Here is a 19,660-nt window from a genome sequence, read left to right on the forward strand (position 1 = left end):
CACCCTTAGTTATCGAATATTTAAAATCTGTGATTAAGTTAACATATTTTATAGTTAGTTATCCACTATAAATTTAGTAATATATTTTGATTAAAATTTGCATGAGAGTGCTGAAACCAGTAGAATGTAAGCTTCATCGCATAGATGATTTAGAAAACTATTAAATTGGTAATTTATTTACTTCTTTTCCACCGCATAGGTGGCTTATCAGATTGCTATTACTTACGCATGGCGTTATTATATTGCCATGCCTTATTCATAGGACAATTAATATGATTGCCTCATTTGCTGATAAGGCAACAGCGGCTGTATACTTTGGTAAACGAGCCAAAAGTATTTCCCCTGTTATATATACTCGTGCAAGAACAAAGTTGCATGTATTAAACTCAACTGACAATATAGAAGACTTACGAATACCTCCTAGCAATCATCTTGAAAAATTAACAGGTGACCGTGAGGGACAATATAGTATTCGGATTAATCAACAGTGGCGTATCTGCTTTAACTGGCAAGATGGTCATGCTGAAAATGTCGAGATTGTCGATTATCATTAAGGACATTTTATGTCTATCACGATGCAAGACGCTAAAAATATGGATTTCAGCGATGTTGCCGATATTAGCCAACCTGATATACCATTATTAACACCCGGTGAATATCTAAAAACTGAGTTCTTAGATGAATTGGGTATTTCTGCTTATGCACTGGCACGAGCGACACATATGCCTGACTCACGTTTAAGTGAAATTATCAACGGTAAACGTGCTATCACCGCAGATACTGCCTTACGCCTTGCAAAATATTTTGGAACTTCTGCACAGTTTTGGATAAACTTACAAGCACACTATGACCTTGAAATGGCAAGTCGAGAAGTTGCTGATGACATTGCTAGTATTGAGCCTTATGAAATGGCTTAACCATAACCCTCTTTAAACATACCTTCATCACGCCAACAGCCAAAACGCTCATCAAAAAGCCAACCGTTTTGGTTTTCATACAGAGTTAATACCGCAAATCTGATTAAAATAGTGGTGGGGCTTAACTCAGGAAATTGGGCTTGTGTGTCAATTAAAGCTTGGGTTAAGTTATCGGTAAGCCATGGAGACACATGAGGATTGCTGATAGGCACTTGTGTGGGTTTAATGGTGCTATTGACTAAGTTAGCTTTGGCTATGCCAATATTTTTTAATTGTTGGGCACTAAACATTAAATACTGCTGAGGGTATTTGTCATTCGTACGATTTTTATTTAGCGTACTGTCAGTATCTGCTGTATTAATATCCATTGCAGCGTCTATTGCATTATCTATTTCGTCATCGCTATCTGGATTATCTCTGTATTGGTTGCCATTGTATAAGGTATGTTTAAAATCTTCTGGCTGTATAACATACTCAGTTTGTGGACTGCTTTTACGAAAGGGTGTTAGGCAGCTTAGATGCACATGAGAGCGGTTGGAGGTTTGTGGATTTTGCCAATAGCCATTAACCACATTGGTATTTTTATTATTCATTAAATCCATCATGACACTATGTTCTAAATCGCTTAGATAATGTGTCCCGTCAAAGTTTTCTGCTGACACTTTACTTATTCTGGGTAGGGCATCTATGCGGTTTAACTCAGATTCTCTGATAATCTCTGCACTGTTATGACTGCTTAATAAAAATCCATTTTGTTCAAAGCCAGGCATGGTAAAGACAGCTTGTTTTGCACCTCGGTTATTATGTTTTAATGCCCGTATGTTGTATTGCAAAATACTGATATTAGGGATATCGTTGACAATGGTTTTATCAGGTCGATGACGCCATACGCGTCCTGCTAATTGGATAAGCGAACGCATGGAAGAGGGTTCAACAATTGCCCAATCATAATCATGGTCACGACCTACCTCAGCAACTGGAGTGGCAAGAACAATAAAAATATGGTGTTTTTTATGAGGGTGATTGTTTATGGCTGTGTTGATGGCATCATGATTAAAAATACCAGTATCTTTATTGTGTTTATCATTAGAGGCATCTTTTTTTAACGGTTTTCTGGTTAAGATATCATCTAAGTTTTTTTCAAGGCGACTGCGTAGGATAAGCACTTGATTGGCATGGTAACAGCACAAATGATACTGCGTGGTCGCTGACTCTGGTGTATTTGCAAGATTCAACATGGCAATGGCGACATTCATCAGCGGTTGGATATTTGCCATACGCATTAAGCCAATACTCACATGATGGCAAGAGTTAGGGTGTTTTACATGATGGTGTTGATGCAGTTGCTGTGATTTTTGTAGTAAAGCAAAGCCAAGCTGTTCATAAAAGCCAATATGAGTCTCTTTACTATAATTCATTGTCAGGGGCAAAATATTTGCCGTACGTCTGATGGGCTGTTTATTTAGGAAGTTTACTCGTGATTGGACAAAGTCCCTATTTTGCTCAGCAAAGTTGCTAGGAATATCACAAGCACTGATATTGCAGTTATTTTCATCAAACCAACCACAGATGACTTTGGGTGTGGGTTGATTAAACTGCTGATTAAACAATTTACGTCCTGTAAGATAAGCCTCAAATAAGCCTTGTAGCATATCGGGTGGAAGTGTGGCAGAAGATAACATAACCCTAGAGCCAAATAGCCCTGCTAGATGAATAAGCCTTGATAGAGCAGGCAAGTCATTGTGGTCAAGGTCATCAGGCTCATCTAGGATTAAGTCACTACTGAGTAGACGCAAGATAGGGGCGATATGTTTGCCCCCTTTTTTGCATTCTGAGGCTTGCATTAGGTGGTCAACCGTACAAACGACAAAAGGTGCAAACAGTAAATCTTGAGCTTTTTGGCTGGCAATGACCGTACCAAGTCCAAGCTCATCATAATCATGAATGTCAATCTCACTATCCACCCATTCCTCAATAATGTCATTGGCTGATTCGCTACCATAAACCTTGCTATAATTCTCTGGACTTTCTAAATGATGGGTAAAATCAGTTTTGTCTTTTGAGGGAGCGTCTAACTCCCCAGTTTGTTGATTGAGCTCAAATAGCTGTTTTTGTGCTGTACCACCGACCAATATAGCCAATTGATTAGCATCTAAACTCAAATCCCTACGAAAGCTAAGCCCTGTTTGTAAGGTCAATACTCTAAGTCCGAGTGCAACGGTAATTCTTGCGCCTTTTTTAGGATTGGCTAAGGCATACATAATACGGGCATTACCGATGGTTTTACCTGCACCTGTTGATGCCATATTGACCCCAAAAAAACCGTGTGTTTCACTTAACTCATGATATTCAAAAGCACTTTTAAAGGCTTTGTTTTGCCATTTAAAGAGTGTGCCAGCAGTATTTTTTACTAAAGGGTTATGATTGCAAAGTCTAGGCAGAGCTTGCTGTATGGCAGGCAAGCTTCTACAAAATTGTGCGGTAAAATCGCCAACACCAATTAAATGCTCATCTAAAGGCTGTTTGATTTTTCCTGACTCTCTATCGGTATTTGCTGCAAGCTTATTTTTAAAGTCTGTACTGCCGACAACTCGTCTTTTATCATCAATCGCTAGGCTAGAATAGTTATGGTCACCTACCATTAGGCATAGCCGAGATAGATGCAACAAAAATGGATTGCTAATCGCTTGGTTATTTTTAGTTGCCTGTTCACTTATCTCTATTAGCTGTGGATGTTGTCTGGCTTTTTTCGCCCAACGAGTCAGTTTGCGTTGCCAAAGAGGACTATGAATCACTAAGTCATCAAACTGCCAAAAGTTATCTTGCTCAACCGAACTCATCTCAGTGATGCTTGTTGGATTTTTTACCCAGTATTCATAGGCTTTTAGGTGAGCATAGTATTTATTAAGCTCAACCTTTAATTTTAAATTATCGACTTTTTTTAATTTAATGGCTGTTTGAGTATTAAAGTAATAAGCGGTCAGTGGCGGTAAGCGGTGATGGGTGACGATAAGCCATGCAACCCATTGAGCCAATGGTGGTAACTCATTGATGGCAACCTTATCAGGTGTTTTTTGTAATTCTTTGAGTTCAAATGCTAAATTTTCACCTTGAAGTTTTTTAGCTTGAAGATAGTCAGCTAAATGTTGCAAACGTTCAAGCCATTCATCATCAGTTTGACAATCACCGATTAACCATATAAATAGCTTTAGTGAAATCCATTCATGGCGGTAAGGGTCACCTATAAAAGTAGGGTGAAATAGCTTATATTGAAAACCAATGGTAGATTTGCCAATGTCATGAAGTAGGGCAGCAATAGTGGCGATAATTTGAATACTGGTCAGCGAGTTCCAGTCATTTTCCCATTCACGGTGTAGTAGGTTTCGTTTGGTGCTATTAACAGGCACAATCCCCACTTCATTAAATTTGCGTTTATTTCCCACGACCCAAAGCAACTCGGATTGCCTGCGAGTTTTAACACGATGACAGCTGACCGCAGTGGATTTGGTAGCTGATTTGCATAATAACTGCTTGACGGTATTAAGCCCTTCTTCGGTAATGGCGGTTTGCCAAACATTACTACCAATACGATTGGCAAAAGCGTCCAAAATACGCCGTGTGCGTTTTAGCGACTTTTTTTCACATTGTGAGATAAAGGTGACAATCATTTAAATACCCCAATCCTTTTTTACCGCCAACCCTTTCACCACTTCAAACTGATAATCCAATGCCTTATGCTTAGTAAACATATTTAAACATTCTTGACGAAATTCTTGCTCACTGACATTTTCACTGGCACAAATAAAAGCCAGTGGTAACACCAGCGCGTCCTTAATAATATCGGCAATATCAAATACCAAAGCCCCACGGCGGGTCTTACCATGCATTACCGCAAATCCATGAGGAATGCCCAATACCCATGCTGTGGTTGCACCCAGTCCATACGCCAGATAATTGCCATGGTTTAAAAAACTATTGGCTTTATCCACGCCACCTTTTTGTCCATCATGGTCACGACTAAAGCCAGCATAGTCCGTATTCTCAGCGGCTAGTTTATATAGTTGTTTGGTTAAGCGAGCCTCAAGTTGCAAAAGATGCATGACGTTATCTTGCAGCATAATTTGCTGACTATGCTTATTTAGCAAGCTTGCGATGACAGGGTTTTGACTATCAAAGCCGTGCTGTTTTAAATCACGGTCTTTTGACCAAATCGTTTGTAAGTAGCCAATGCGGGCATATTGCATCTGTTTGGCAGCCTCAAGGCGTTTTTCATCATCCCACCACCAGCTCATCCAGCCTTGTATATATTCGGTAGGGCGGTACTCAGATTGTGGAGTGAGCCATTCAATAAATACTTCTTGCTCACTGCCCATAAATAGCGGTGTGCCTCCACCGCCACAAAACCCAACCAACACCCCTGCTTGTGACAGTAGACGCATAGCAGCTTGGGTGATGGACGTCCCTGTTCCCAGTAATAAAGAGGTGGTATTGGCAATGGGGATGTTGTAATACAGATTGGCTTTATCGTCTTCGGTGAGATATAAGATTCTGCCGTCTTTTTGCATCACTCGGCAATATTCAAGATAGTAAATATTGGCACGTTTGGAGTGTAAAATAGTTTTTAACTCGGAGGAGGCAAAGCTATTGTCAGTATAGGGATTCTTAGGTTTGCTCATAAGATTATCGACTTTAAAAGTTAAGTATAAAAAGGGTTGTAATTGGTTTAGTTACCAATGTAGAGAAGTTAATAAAGATGTACAACCAGATTTTAACTGTAGTTATAAACTATACGTCATTTAGTGTCGTCATTAATATTTGTCATTACTCAATAATGATTAAAAGTGGTCTATGCTAAAAATTACCTCAATATAAGCAAAGCATTAATCGTGTTATGATGGCGACTTATTTTGACCTTGTATTTTCAATATTCATTTCTAGTATTCATAATCTTGATGATTTTTTCTTTAGTGAATTTACCCTCATGTCTGCAAACCATACAACTTTAAATAGCCTAAGCAATAAAAATACTACTAAATCCAATATTAATAACCAACCCACGCCACAAGCCTCAGTTAATTGGATACTTAAACTCACCATTGGCTTAATTGGCATGTTTGCCTTTTTGCAAGTGTATTCAGTGCAGTCGATATTGCCTGTATTAATGTTGGATTTTTCTGCCACTGAAGTGCAAGTGGGTATGCTTGTTGGGGCAACAGTGATGGCAGTTGCCATCATGTCGCCATTTTTGGGTATGCTCTCTGATGCCATTGGGCGCAAATCCTTTATTGTTGGCGCATTGGCATTTTTAACAGTACCAACAGCGATGATTTCTGTTAGTAGCAGTGTGGGCTGGCTTGAGTTTTGGCGGTTTATGCAAGGCTTGTCTGTGCCGGGGATTACCGTGGTGACCATTGCCTATGTGGGAGAGGAGTTTGAAGGCAAAGCAGTGACTGACTTAATGGCGTATTACGTTTCAGGTACGGTATTAGGCGGCTTTATGGGACGTTTTATTTTGGGGCATTTGCATGAGTGGGTGGGCTGGCGGACTGGTTATCAGGTTATGGCAGGTATTACCGCACTGGGGGCTTTGTGGGTGGCTCGTACGTTACCTGTATCCCGCTGCTTTGTTGCTAACCCCAATCTACGCTCATCGTTGCAGACACTGGCTGAGCACATGACCAATCGCTATGTGGTGACCGCTTGTTTGCTCGGGGCATGTGTTTTATTTTCGTTGGTGGGCTGTTTTACCTTTATTAATTTGCACCTTGCAGCAACGCCGTATGAGCTGACAACAGGGCAGCTTGCCAATATTTTTGCGGTATATCTACTCGGGGTGGTGATTACACCTTTATCGGCAAAACTATTACAGCGGTTTGGCTCAGCTCGCACTATTATGGTGGCAGTGACGCTATCCATGCTCGGGGTGTTATTAACCAAAGTCACCCCACTTTGGGGCATTATTTTGGGCTTGGCAATCATGTCATCAGGGGTATTTATTACTCAATCAGCGACCATTAGTTATATCGCGGTCAATGTTAAAAAAGGACGTTCGCTGGCATCAGGGCTATATTATATGAGCTATTATGCAGGCGGTAGCATCGGTGCTTGGCTATGCGGATTGGCATACGCCAAAGGGCAATGGACATTGACAGTTTGGCTGCTTCTTGCGGTGCAGGTGTTGGCATTATTAATGGCAAGTTTTGGTATGATAAAAACGCCCAAAAAGTGACCGCCAGATAGCCATAGTTAATTTCTCAGCCTTTTAGTTACTTTAACTTTAGTGAGTCTTTTGCAATAACACAATAATGATACCCAGTCTCTGAGACAATGCCACTAAGCCACTAAGCCACTAAGCCACTAAGCCACTAAATCCCTTTTATTCTAGTAGACAGATTATAAGCTTACGCTAACAGGCTTTGTATTTCTTGCATCACCATGGGTAGTTGCTTAGCAAAGTCACTCATGCGATGGTCGCCGCCTGCCTGTAAAATCACCTTTGCCCCTTTTGCTTGATAAAAATCAGCCGTTTTTTGTGCATCCAATAGTTCATCGCCTAACTTTGCTAAAACAGTAAAGTTTTTGGGTAGGGGTAAATCTTGTAATTGATGCTTGGCAAACCATTGTAAATCTGCTTTGCTGATTTCCCAGCCACCTTCCGTTGTATGCCCAATCGTATTGTCTGCTTCTGCAGTGTCCATGCTAAAAAAGCGTTGTAAGCTGCTATGTGGCTGAATACTGGGGTTGAGTAAAAATGCCCCGCATTGCGTTTTATGGCTCACAAGCGTTGCAAAATAGCCACCCAAGGAGCTACCAACTAAGATGGTTTGTTTGGGAGTATCCACCATATCTATCAGTTTATTAAAGACTTGTATGGGGTGTTGGTTTAAATCAGGACGTAATACCTCAAACTCAGGATGATACTGCTGGCAATACTCATCTAATAAGCGACCTTTGGTTGAGTTTGCATCACTGTCTAAGCCATGAATATAAATTAAGCGCATGTGCATATTCCTAATTTTGTTTAACAATTTAACAGAGGAGGTTGCAAATATAGCCCTAACATAACATAGATGCAGTGGCTAAAAAATATCGCATTTATTTTTCTGTATTAGCAGTAGAAAATATGACCTTAGTGTACATTTGTTTTCATCAATTTAGGGTGTATGATGATAAAAGTTACTAGGAATATGGATATTCCTAGTTGACCTTTTATCTAGGCTCTGCTACATTTGAAATCAGGATTAAATGATACGATTTGTATCATAATTAACAGATTGCTAACGCAGTCTGCTGATGGATAAAGATAAGGATAACTTGATAAACAATCAATTAGCTAAGGAAGGCTACCATGACGCAACAGTTAACCCAGCAAGAAACCACTTTACCTACCTATCAAAACTTCTCTGAGCTTTACGAGCATTCCATTCATGACCGTGCAGCTTTTTGGGGTGAGCAGGCTCGCCGTATTTATTGGCACAAACAGCCTGACAAAATTTTAGACGATTCTAATTTACCCTTTGCCAAATGGTTTGTCGGCGGTGAAACCAACCTGTGTTATAACTGTGTTGACCGTCATCTTGAGAGTCGTGCTGAGCAAGATGCTTTTGTTTGGGTATCTTCAGAGATTAACCAAGAGTTATTGAGTAATCACCCTGATGTTGCCGATGCCTTTAAAAAGCTGGGTAACAGTGTTGAGTTTTATACCGATTATGCCAAACGTCGCCTGACCTATAATGATTTATATAAAGAGGTCAATTATTTTGCCGATGTATTGCAGCGTCAAGGCGTGGGCAAAGGTGATAGAGTCGTTATTTATATGCCGATGATACTAGAAGCGGCGTATGCGATGTTGGCATGTGCGCGTATCGGAGCGATTCATTCAGTGGTATTTGGCGGTTTTGCGGCACATAATTTGGCAGTGCGTATGGACGATGCCGAAGCCAAAATGGTGATTACCGTTGATGCAGGATTGCGTGGCGGTAAGGTAATTAACTATAAAAATTTAGTGAATCAAGCGGTAGAAAAAGCCAATGTCAAACCTGAACATGTGTTGGTGATTGACCGTGGCATCATGCTATATAAACCCCATGCGATAGATGTTGATTATGCTGACGAGCGTCAAATTAGCCATCAAAATAAAGCAGTCGTAGAGCCGGTGTGGCTTGAATCCAATGAACCATCGTATCTACTATATACTTCGGGTACAACTGGTACGCCTAAAGGGGTACAGCGTGATACTGGGGGGCATGCAGTGGCATTGACAACCTCGATTGACTACGTATATAACGGCAAGGCAGGCGAGACCTTTTGGGCAATCTCGGATATCGGCTGGGCAGTGGGACATTCTTATACCATTTATGCACCACTACTGGCTGGCATGACCAGTATTATGTATGAAGGTTTGCCGCATCGTCCTAATCCTGGTATTTGGTGGCGTATTGTTGAGGCAAATAAGGTGAATATCTTATTTACTGCCCCCACTGGTGTACGTATGCTAAAAAAACAAGATGAAACATGGATGACTCGTTATGATGTCTCTAGCGTCAAGGCGTTTTTCTTAGCAGGTGAGCCACTTGATGAGCCAACAGCAGAATGGCTGTCTGGACATTTAGGTGTGCCAATTTTAGACCATTACTGGCAGACCGAAACAGGCTGGCCGATTTTAAGCCATGTTGCTAAGTTTGATCATAAGCCTCACAAGCAAGGCTCACCAGGTTATCCAATGTATGGCTATGATGCTAAGGTGATTAATGAGGAAACAGGTGAAGCTTGTCAAGCAGGTGAAAAAGGTATGTTAGCGATTACCGCACCATTACCACCAGGGTGTTTATCTACCGTATGGCGTAATGATGAACGCTTTATTAATGCCTATTTTGGTTTGTTTGATGGTACTCGTTATTCTACTTCAGATTATGCTCAAGTTGATGCTGATGGTTATTACCATATTTTAGGACGTACCGATGATGTGATTAATGTGGCAGGGCATCGTTTAGGCACACAAGAGATAGAGGAAGCCATCAGTGGTCATGATGAAGTTGCTGAATGTGCGGTAGTGGGTATTCATGATGAACTCAAAGGTGAGTTGCCTATAGCATTTTGTGTGCTAAAAGACCACTCATTGATTGAAACCACAGAAAGTCGTTTCCGAGTCGAGCAACAAGTTATTGGTGAGGTGGTTAAATCGTTGGGAGCAATTGCACGTCCTGCGGCAGTGTATTTCCCCAAAGCAGTACCAAAAACCCGCTCAGGAAAAATTTTGCGCCGTGCCATTCGGGCTTTAGCCGAAGGTAAAGAAACGGGTGATATGTCAACCCTTGACGACCCAACTGCAATTGATGCAGTAAAACTAGCGATTGAAAACTACTAGTCGTATTACTAAGAACCTGTATTCACAACCCATAATGGTGGATTTTTGCCTAAAATAGACGTACTACGGCGTTAAATTTTAGGTTAAATAGAGTGACTATTCGCCCCAAAATTTGCCTTGTATTACGCAATTTTAGTTTAAAACTCCCCTGATTTTGGATTATGGATACAGGTTCTAAACTAATTTATAAAAACTTGGTAGTGTACTAAACCGTATGCTACCCTTCTTTAACCATCTCCTGCTCCTATAAGGAGAAGGGATAAAGAAAGATGGCCATCACTTAATAAATTTATTACTAAAATAAGGAAATATCTGATGCAACAAGTGAAACAACTTATCAATGGTGAATTTGTCGATTCTAATACCAATGAATGGCTAGATTTAACCGACCCTGCTACCCAAGAGGTCATTGCCAAAGTACCACAAACTACTTCTGATGAAATCAATGCAGCGGTAGCGGCTGCCAAAGAAGCATTTAAAACATGGCGTAAAACACCGATTACCACTCGAGCAAGAATCTTTTTAAAATACCAAGAGCTTATCCGTGAGCATATGGACGAGTTGGCAGAAACCTTGACTGCCGAGCAAGGCAAAACCATCGCTGATGCGCGTGGTGATGTGTTCCGTGGTTTAGAAGTGGTGGAGCATGCGGCAGGTATTGCTAACTTGCAAATCGGTGATTTTGTCGAAAATGTCGCTACGGGCGTGGATACTTATAGTATTTGGCAGCCACTTGGAGTATGTGCAGGAATCACCCCGTTTAACTTCCCTGCGATGATTCCACTGTGGATGTTCCCAATGGCGATTGCCACTGGTAACACCTTTATTTTAAAACCCTCAGAGCAAGACCCTATGGTGACCATGCGTTTGGTGGAGCTTGCCATTGAAGCAGGTATTCCAAAAGGGGTGCTTAATGTGGTACATGGTGGTAAAGATACCGTTGATGCCATTTGTGACCACCCTGATATCAAGGCAGTTTCTTTTGTGGGTTCAACGCGTGTGGGGACGCATGTGTATGAACGTGCTGGTAAGGCAGGCAAGCGAGTACAGTGTATGATGGGGGCAAAAAACCATGCTGTAATTCTACCTGATGCCAATAAAGAGCAAACGCTGAATCAACTTGCAGGGGCAGCCTTTGGTGCAGCAGGACAACGCTGTATGGCATTATCAGTGGTGATTTTGGTCGGTGAGGCTAAAGAGTGGATTGAGGATATCAAAGCCAAAGCAGAGGGCTTAGTGGTGACCGCTGGCAAGCATGATAAGGACTTAGGGCCGTTAATCTCACCTGCGGCAAAAGAGCGGGTTGAGCGTCTGATTCAAACGGGTGTTGATGAAGGGGCAGAGCTGTTATTAGATGGTCGTGGTATTGTGGTCGAAGGCTACGAGAAAGGTAATTTTGTTGGCCCAACCATCTTTAACAAAGTCAGCACGGATATGCAGATTTATAGCCAAGAAATCTTTGGTCCTGTATTGTGTGTGATGCATGCCGATGATTTAGAGCATGCCATTGAGATTATCAATGCCAATCCAAATGGTAATGGTACAGCAATTTTCACTCAGTCAGGGGCAGCAGCGCATAAATTCCAGCAAGATATTGATGTTGGTCAAGTCGGTATTAACTTGCCAATTCCTGTGCCATTACCTATGTTCTCATTCTCAGGCTCACGTGCCAGTAAACTCGGTGATTTAGGGCCTTATGGTAAGCAAGCCGTACAGTTCTATACACAGACCAAAACCGTCACTGCACGTTGGTTTGATGATGAAGCAAGCAAAGGTAAAGTCAATACCACTATCTCTATGAAATAAGCAAAGATAAGCACAAGGTGAGAAAACATGGATTTTAATTTAACCGAAGACCAGCGGGCGTTTCAACAAGTTGCCCGCCAGTTTGCGCAAAAAGAGCTTAAGCCGAAGGCTGCTGACTGGGATAGAGAATCACATTTTCCTGTTGATGTGATTAAAAAGGCAGCTGATTTGGGATTTTTGGGTTTATATACCAATCCTGATTATGATGGTTTGGGTTTGCCTCGCTTAGACTCAGCTTTGGTGTTTGAAGAGTTGGCATGGGGTGATACCGCCGTTGCTGCTTATATTAGTATCCATAACATGGTGTCGTGGATGATTGGTGCGTTTGGCAATGATGACGTCTGTAGTCGTTTTTTGCCAAAAATGATGAGCGGTGAATGGCTTTCAAGTTATTGTCTGACTGAGCCAAATGCAGGGTCTGATGCGGCATCACTCACCACCAAAGCGGTGAAAGCTGATGATGCAGACTACTATGTGCTAAATGGCGAAAAAACCTTTATCTCTGGTGCTGGTGCGACCGATGTATTGGTGGTGATGGCCCGTACTGGCAGTGAGGGTGCAAAAGGTGTCAGTGCTTTGGTCGTTGATGCGCATAGCGAGGGCATCAGCTATGGCAAAAATGAACATAAAATGGGCTGGAAAGCACAGCCAACGCGAACCATTCATTTTAAAGATGTCAAAGTACCTGTTGCCAACCGTTTGGGGGCTGAAGGTGATGGCTTTAAATTTGCCATGAAAGGCTTAGATGGTGGGCGCATTAATATTGGTATCTGTGCGGTGGGTACGGCGCAAGCAGCGTTAGAGACAGCCTGTGCTTATGTACAAGAGCGTAGCCAGTTTGGTAAGCCCATTGCCAAGCTACAATCGGTGCAGTTTAAACTGGCAGATATGCTGACCCAAACCATCGCTGCACGGCAAATGATACGTCTTGCTGCCTTTAAAGTTGACCAACAAGACCCACAAGCAACGACATATTGTGCGATGGCAAAACGTATGGCGACTGACTTAAGTTTTGATGTAGCCAACCAAGCCTTACAGCTACATGGCGGTTATGGTTATCTCAATGAATATCCGTTAGAGCGTCATGTACGTGATTTACGGGTGCATCAAATCTTAGAAGGTACCAATGAGATTATGCGGGTCATTGTCTCTCGTAATATGCTCAAAGATGAGGCGTTATCAAATTTAAGATAGCAGGGATAATGATAGGCGTTAAAAGTAGGTATTCGAAAATAGGTACAAAGTAATAGGTACATAGAGATATTAATAATATAAGGACATATCATGACTCAATCTAACTTAAACCAAAACTATACCAATCTTGATGTCAGTATTGACGGTAGTGTGGCAACCGTCACCCTAAACAATCCGCCAGCACATACGTGGACATTTGATAGTTTAAATGCTTTAAAACAGCTTATTAACGATTTAAATGCTAATGATAAAGTTTATGCGTTGGTGATACATGGTGATGGTGAAAAGTTTTTTTCAGCAGGGGCAGACTTAAATGTGTTTGCCGATGGTGATAAGGGCAATGCCATTAGTATGGCGGTGGCTTTTGGTGAGGCGTTTGAAGCCTTATCTAACTATCGAGGCGTCAGTATTGCAGCAATCAATGGCTATGCCATGGGTGGCGGTCTAGAATGTGCCTTAGCCTGTGATATTCGTATCGCTGAGGAGCATGCGGTAATGGCATTGCCAGAGGCAAGCGTGGGCTTATTGCCTTGTGCTGGTGGTACACAAAACCTACCTTGGCTGGTCGGTGAAGGTTGGGCAAAACGCATGATTTTATGTAGTGAGCGCGTCGATGCTGATACCGCTCTACGTATTGGATTAGTTGAAGAGGTGGTGGCAAAAGGCGAAGGGCTAAATACCGCTCAAGCACTTGCCAGTAAGGTTGCCAAGCAATCGCCAGTTTCTGTTAGCTTTAGTAAGGGTTTGATTCAATCAGCACGCCACAACCCACCAGCAACCAATCTCATTAATGAGCGTGAACAGTTTGTAAAACTGTTTGATACCGAAGATCAAAAAGAAGGGGTTAATGCGTTTTTAGAAAAGCGTAAACCAGTGTGGCAGAATAAATAAACTTCTTAAGCATAAAATGATTAAGCACCATTTTTGATAGTTAGATTGATTAATTAATTGATAGTTAGTCTAATAGCTGATAAATAAGGTAGATAATTAGGTAAACGCATGACAGATACAGCACAACAAAATACCCAGCAAGACTGTGTTCTTATTGACACTCAGCCCACGCATGATGGCTTTAAACTGGGCATCTTAACTTTAAATGACCCCAAAGCCTTAAATGCCCTCAGTGTGGATATGTGCCGACGCTTATCTGAGCAGCTTAGTCAATGGCAGCAGGACAGTCACATCGTTGCGATTATCTTGCGTGGGGCAGGCGATAAGGCATTTTGTGCTGGCGGAAATATTCGCAAGCTCTATGACAGCATGTGTGAAAACCCACCGCTACCAAACCCTTATGCCAAGGAGTTTTTTGGTAGTGAGTATGCCCTATATCGACAAATGCACTTTTATCCTAAGCCATTAATTTTGTGGGGAAATGGTATCGTCATGGGTGGTGGTATGGGATTGATGGCAGCCTGTAGCCATCGTATCGTTACCGAAACCACCCGTTTTGCCATGCCAGAGATTACCATTGGTTTATTCCCTGATGCCACAGGCAGTTGGTTTTTACAACGTATGCCAGCAAAAATAGGTCTATTTTTGGGCTTAACTGGGGCAATGTGTCAGGGTAGTGATGCCATGCTAGCCAATTTGGCAGAATATGCCGTTGCTAGTGAAGGTTATGATGAGGTAGTGCAAGCCTTAAGCAATGCCAATTGGTCACCTGTCACTCAAGATGGTCAACAAAATAGCCAAACTGCCCATGATATCACCAGTCATGCCCTTGCCACACTCAGCCAAACTGCACAAACTCAACCTGCAATGCCTGCCAGTAAATTAGCACAATATTGGCAAGTGCTTCATGCATTGATGAATGTTGGTGGCTTGGTAGATATTGATGCCTTACTACAAGATGATGATAAATTAACCCAGTTTGTTACTCAGCTTGTTAATGGTATGGGCTTGGATGGTGCATTGATTAATGGTTTTATGACAGATAAATGGACTCAAAAAGCCTTAGCAACCTATCGTCATGGTTGTCCTGTCACTGCTGTTTTAACTTATGAGTTATTTTATAAAGTCAAAGATTTATCATTAGAGCAGGTTTTATATTTAGAAGCCAATGTCGCTACCCATTGTGCGGATAAACCTGACTTTCAAGAAGGGGTACGGGCATTACTTATTGATAAAGACAAGTCACCCAACTGGTCAAAAACCCTTGCTGACTGCTTAACTAGCGATGGGCAAGCATATATTGAATCCCACTTTAGCAATCCGTATGGTGAAAATCACCCTTTTGCCTCTTGGCTGACGGATAGCGCATGGGGTAATAAGTGGGTAAAAGGTTAACTTGTATAGATTGTTTATAACAGGACTGATATTTAGATATTTAAAGGAATATATTGAAAACAACAAGGAGTAAGATATGACAACAATTGCATTTATTGGTTTGGGTAATATGGGTGCGCCCATGGCACAAAACTTGGTTAAAAATGGGCATAATGTACAAGTTTTTGACTTATCAGCCGATGCCATGAATCAGCTACAACAAGCAGGGGCAACCGCCTGTGATAGTGTGCAAAAGACATGTGAAAATGCCGAGGTGGTGATTAGTATGCTACCTGCCGGCAAGCATGTTAAGTCTGTCTATTTGGGTCAAGAGGGTGAGCAAGGCTTACTGGCTACCCTGCCTAAAGGTACATTAGTGATTGATAGCAGTACCATTGCCGCAGCAGATGCTCGGGAAGTTGCAGAAGTGGCTTGTGAGCATGGCATTGAATTTTTAGATGCACCCGTGTCAGGTGGTACAGCAGGGGCAACAGCAGGTACATTAACCTTTATTGTTGGTGGTGATGAGTCTGCCTTTAATAAAGCCAAGCCCATTTTAGAAAACATGGGTAAAAATATCTTTCATGCAGGTGAGCATGGAGCAGGGCAGGTCGCCAAAATCTGTAATAATATGCTACTGGGTATCTTGATGAGTGGTACGGCAGAAGCCCTTAATCTAGGGGTGAAAAACGGTCTTGACCCCAAAGTATTGTCTGATATCATGCTACAAAGCTCAGGGCGTAACTGGACGCTAGAGGTATATAACCCTTACCCTGATGTGATGGAAAATGTACCTTCTAGCCGTGGCTATACGGGCGGATTTATGAGTAAACTGATGCTTAAAGATTTAAATCTTGCCATGCAAACTGCCAAAGATACAGGCGTTGAGCTACCGATGGGGCAAAAAGCCACTGAATTATATGATAAACACAGTCAAAGTCATGCTGATGCAGATTTTTCTAGTATTATGGCGGATTATGATGAGAGCGTGTTATCAAAGTAGAGTGATTAGGGTAGCTTTTAAAACAAGTGTGGATAAAATAGCTGGGTGATATACTCAGCTTTTTTTATGGGCGCATGCTTTATCCTTGTTTAGATGAAATTATTGGGTATGGTAGTTTTGATACAAATATCTGAGGATGTAGATGATGCGATTAAATATAAAGAATGGGACTGGTAACCTGTCTACTAAGTATTGAAAACTGGGATATATCATGTATGTTAACGTAGAAAAAGTATTTGAAAATGAAGATATTGCTATATATCGATTCTATAATGGTTCAAGCACCAAAGATGGAATATTTGCACTAAGAAAATATGAGCTGGAAAACATTGACTTTGAGAGGACGTTTTTATTAATTGAAGATATTGGGCATAATGCGAAGAAGTCATTATATAAAAGAGCAATGGTAGCTGTAGGTAAAAGTTATAGAAAAGATAATATATTGCCTGAAAAAGCTTCTTTTGCATCGGGATGAGAGATAATATGTATTTAAAACGACTTAAATCAACACTGCTAACCCAGCTCAATGGCAAATGGTATTATCAAGATGAGCTTTACACAGGCATTGTTTTTTTTGATAAACCTAATAATCAGTTAGAAGCCTATGAAGTTAGAGAAGGTGAGATTGGTTTACCTTATATCTCACCTTGTCAGATAGGATTACCTTCACCTATTAGTATTGACTCTACAGGATTTTGTAATGAGGACTTAGATGAATATGGTTGTGGCACGATACCACAACTTTATCAAGGTAAGTTATATCAAGGTATGTCATATACCTTTGATAAAGGTATCTGCGAAAGAGAAATCTATACCATTGAAAATGGCGAAACAGAAAATCAAATTATGTGGTGGACAAATCCCTATGAACCATCCATGTTTGAACTTCGATACGACTATGATCAATCAGGCTTTAATTATTCGAATACCAGTCAAGAATATGTAACTTTTGGGTATGGTAAAACTTGTAAAGAAACCAATCAACTTGAGGATATTTCTATCAAGTATATACCAAAAACAAACAGACTAGGTGGATTAACAATCATAGGTAATATTCTTAACTCAAGAAACTACCTTAACTGTCCAGTTCCTTTGCCAAAAATGTATGAGTTAATAGAGAACTATCGGTATTTTGTATTTGATAAATTTGTATCTCTACGCATTAGTGAAGATATGATAGACAAGTTATTCTGTATATGGATGACAAATAATAGCTTCAGTCATGTAGAGAAAATTTATATTAGTGGTCTGGACGGTCTCAAGGATTTAGATGTTTTTAGTAACACACAATCTTTTAGCTCTCTTAGAGAAGTGTTTCTAGATAAAAAAACATCCTTAGAGCAGATAGAGAGACTTAAAGCCGTTTTACCCCATATTAATATCGTATATTAATAAAGCTAAGGCATTAACTATGTATAGACTAAAATCTACACTTTTAACTAAAAATAACGACAAATGATATTACCAAGATAAATATTACACAGGAATTTTTTTTGATAAATCTAACCAATCAATTAACTTACTTAATACTGGATGTTCATTACCAAGAAGAAAATGGCAAAATAATTGCTCATGTAGCTGGCGTTCGCTTTCAAGGCATTGAGCAAAACCAAATATTAGCCGAATACCAAACCACTGTCAGCGATGTTGCCCCTTATGAGTCAGGGCAGTTTTATAAACGAGAAATGCCATGTCTATTGGCTTTGATTGAGCAAGTTAGCCAGCCTTATGATGTGATTATCATCGACGGTTATGTATGGTTAGACGGAGTACAAAAGGCAGGATTAGGCAAATATTTATACGACCATCTCAATGATAAAAAGCCCATCATTGGTATCGCTAAAAATCAATTTTGTGACATCAGTGATGAGTATGCGGTATGGCGAGGGCGCAGTAAGCACCCGCTTTATGTGACCAGTATTGGTATAGACACCTTACAAGCCAAAGATATGGTGTCAAAGCTGGCAGGTGAGCATCGCATACCAACGATAGTGACCCATGTGGATAGGTTAGGGCGGAAGTGAGTTTAGAGTTTAAAAAGGTAAGTTGTCAGTCATTTAAAGTTTGATGACAACTTATATTTGGGGGATTTGGGATAAGAGGTTTCAAGATTTTAGCCTAAAGAGTAGCAAAAGTTATGAATTATAAGCCTTTGCAGATTTAGGCTAAAATTTGGATAACACATAACGCAGATATAATTTAATAGAATATTTTAGTAATTAGTCTACTTTAAAATTAATGAATGATAATAACTCTTACCCCAAAGGTTAATACAGCAATAAATAAATTATGTATCCTGATGACGAGAAAAACTAATAAATGTTATACCGTTCATCACCAGTTCAACGGCTAATAAAATGCCCAATATACTGGTAGCAGATTGTGGGAAATCACTAAAAATTAGACAAGCCAATAAAATAGAAATCAGACCAGAGACTAAGGCAGGAATAAATAATGGCGTACCTCGCAGATGAAATGAAGTAAAGATTTTTACTGCTCCAGAAAGTAAGAATAAAATAGCAACAACCAATGTTAGTGTGACTACCCCTTGTAATGGATCTTGTAATAGCTCGATACCAATGAGTATCCCAATGATGCCACTAACTACTGCCAATAGTTTACTGGTTGCCCCCTTGGCGCTAAATAAGGAAATAACTTGTATCACACCAATGAGTAAAAAGAACCATCCTGCCATAATTTCGACAGCCATCGAAGCACTCAAAGGGTTAATAAAGGCAAAGATACCACCAAGGATGCTAAGAATACCAATAATAAGCCAGACTGTTTTATTCATAATGACTCCTTAATTTTTGTTGATTTATTTGTAAGCTTGTCTTTAATTTAGTCGTAAATTTATTTAAGTTTTATTTAGTAGAGTTTATTATTATATATGCTATTAATTTAACTCTCTATACTTAATTTATAATTACACATTGATAATAGAGTTTTTATGCTACTGAAAAGTAGATGGTATAGTCAAATCAATATAAAATAAAACTGTTATGTTGTCAGCCTCACTCGCAGTATGACTTGTATACCTTCCTTCGGATTCCTCATATCAGTATTATCTTGAATATACCAAAAAATGTGGTTATAGCCAAAGTGGAT

At 40.5% G+C, this 19,660-nt stretch carries 16 protein-coding genes; 12 read left to right on the plus strand and 4 right to left on the minus strand.

What is annotated here, in order from left to right; all coding sequences use genetic code 11:
• The first annotated feature begins 272 nt into the window (after nucleotides 1-272).
• Nucleotides 273-554: a type II toxin-antitoxin system RelE/ParE family toxin gene (locus tag FHK89_RS12845; protein ID WP_230661023.1), complete on the plus strand. Its 282-nt coding sequence runs from the start codon at nucleotides 273-275 to the stop codon at nucleotides 552-554.
• A 9-nt stretch (nucleotides 555-563) separates the two neighbouring features.
• On the plus strand, nucleotides 564-917 hold the full coding sequence (locus FHK89_RS12850; protein ID WP_230661025.1) for a HigA family addiction module antitoxin: 354 nt from the start codon (nucleotides 564-566) through the stop codon (nucleotides 915-917).
• On the opposite strand, the gene cas3f is transcribed toward FHK89_RS12850, so the two are convergent.
• Together cas3f and cas1f are read right to left on the minus strand one after the other, a co-directional pair.
• The gene (cas3f, locus tag FHK89_RS12855; RefSeq protein ID WP_230661027.1) at nucleotides 914-4,585 is read right to left on the minus strand and encodes a type I-F CRISPR-associated helicase Cas3f; all 3,672 of its coding nucleotides are present in this window, start codon (nucleotides 4,583-4,585) and stop codon (nucleotides 914-916) included. The two genes, FHK89_RS12850 and cas3f, sit on opposite strands and share 4 nt — an antisense overlap.
• Nucleotides 4,586-5,593, minus strand: a complete 1,008-nt coding sequence (gene cas1f / locus FHK89_RS12860; RefSeq protein WP_230661028.1) for a type I-F CRISPR-associated endonuclease Cas1f — start codon at nucleotides 5,591-5,593, stop codon at nucleotides 4,586-4,588. It abuts the gene before it with no gap.
• Nucleotides 5,594-5,898: 305 nt separating this feature from the next.
• Between cas1f and FHK89_RS12865 the strand changes: the two genes are divergently transcribed.
• On the plus strand, nucleotides 5,899-7,146 hold the full coding sequence (locus tag FHK89_RS12865; protein WP_230661030.1) for an MFS transporter: 1,248 nt from the start codon (nucleotides 5,899-5,901) through the stop codon (nucleotides 7,144-7,146).
• A gap of 172 nt (nucleotides 7,147-7,318) precedes the next feature.
• Here FHK89_RS12865 and FHK89_RS12870 read toward each other — a convergent pair whose 3' ends face one another.
• Nucleotides 7,319-7,918, minus strand: a complete 600-nt coding sequence (locus tag FHK89_RS12870; RefSeq protein WP_230661032.1) for a YqiA/YcfP family alpha/beta fold hydrolase — start codon at nucleotides 7,916-7,918, stop codon at nucleotides 7,319-7,321.
• A gap of 347 nt (nucleotides 7,919-8,265) precedes the next feature.
• Here FHK89_RS12870 and FHK89_RS12875 point away from each other — a divergent pair, with 347 nt between their 5' ends.
• The 9 genes from FHK89_RS12875 (at nucleotide 8,266) to FHK89_RS12915 (ending at nucleotide 18,576) form a co-directional block, all read left to right on the plus strand.
• Complete coding sequence (locus FHK89_RS12875; protein ID WP_230661034.1) at nucleotides 8,266-10,284, plus strand: propionate--CoA ligase; 2,019 nt, start codon at nucleotides 8,266-8,268, stop codon at nucleotides 10,282-10,284.
• Nucleotides 10,285-10,599: 315 nt separating this feature from the next.
• Nucleotides 10,600-12,090 (plus strand): CoA-acylating methylmalonate-semialdehyde dehydrogenase, encoded by a 1,491-nt coding sequence (locus tag FHK89_RS12880; RefSeq protein ID WP_268992987.1) that lies wholly within the window; start codon nucleotides 10,600-10,602, stop codon nucleotides 12,088-12,090.
• 27 nt (nucleotides 12,091-12,117) lie between these two features.
• Complete coding sequence (locus FHK89_RS12885; RefSeq protein WP_230661037.1) at nucleotides 12,118-13,284, plus strand: acyl-CoA dehydrogenase family protein; 1,167 nt, start codon at nucleotides 12,118-12,120, stop codon at nucleotides 13,282-13,284.
• Nucleotides 13,285-13,374: 90 nt separating this feature from the next.
• On the plus strand, nucleotides 13,375-14,175 hold the full coding sequence (locus FHK89_RS12890) for an enoyl-CoA hydratase (RefSeq protein WP_230661041.1): 801 nt from the start codon (nucleotides 13,375-13,377) through the stop codon (nucleotides 14,173-14,175).
• Between the two features lie 108 nt (nucleotides 14,176-14,283).
• A complete protein-coding gene (locus FHK89_RS12895) occupies nucleotides 14,284-15,570 on the plus strand; it encodes an enoyl-CoA hydratase/isomerase family protein (protein ID WP_230661043.1) in 1,287 nt (428 codons plus the stop codon).
• Nucleotides 15,571-15,646: 76 nt separating this feature from the next.
• Nucleotides 15,647-16,552: a 3-hydroxyisobutyrate dehydrogenase gene (gene mmsB / locus FHK89_RS12900; RefSeq protein ID WP_230661046.1), complete on the plus strand. Its 906-nt coding sequence runs from the start codon at nucleotides 15,647-15,649 to the stop codon at nucleotides 16,550-16,552.
• Nucleotides 16,553-16,763: 211 nt separating this feature from the next.
• Nucleotides 16,764-17,027, plus strand: a complete 264-nt coding sequence (locus tag FHK89_RS12905; protein WP_230661049.1) for a hypothetical protein — start codon at nucleotides 16,764-16,766, stop codon at nucleotides 17,025-17,027.
• 8 nt (nucleotides 17,028-17,035) lie between these two features.
• Nucleotides 17,036-17,944 carry a hypothetical protein gene (locus FHK89_RS12910; RefSeq protein WP_230661052.1) on the plus strand — a complete coding sequence of 303 codons (909 nt, stop codon included), beginning with the start codon at nucleotides 17,036-17,038 and terminating at the stop codon, nucleotides 17,942-17,944.
• A gap of 101 nt (nucleotides 17,945-18,045) precedes the next feature.
• Complete coding sequence (locus FHK89_RS12915; protein WP_230661055.1) at nucleotides 18,046-18,576, plus strand: endonuclease V; 531 nt, start codon at nucleotides 18,046-18,048, stop codon at nucleotides 18,574-18,576.
• Between the two features lie 263 nt (nucleotides 18,577-18,839).
• On the opposite strand, the gene FHK89_RS12920 is transcribed toward FHK89_RS12915, so the two are convergent.
• Entirely contained in the window at nucleotides 18,840-19,346 is a 507-nt protein-coding gene (locus FHK89_RS12920) for an HdeD family acid-resistance protein (protein ID WP_230661058.1), read from the minus strand.
• Nucleotides 19,347-19,660: the final 314 nt, after the last annotated feature.

This window comes from Psychrobacter sp. I-STPA10 (genome assembly GCF_021012795.1).
GTDB lineage: Bacteria > Pseudomonadota > Gammaproteobacteria > Pseudomonadales > Moraxellaceae > Psychrobacter.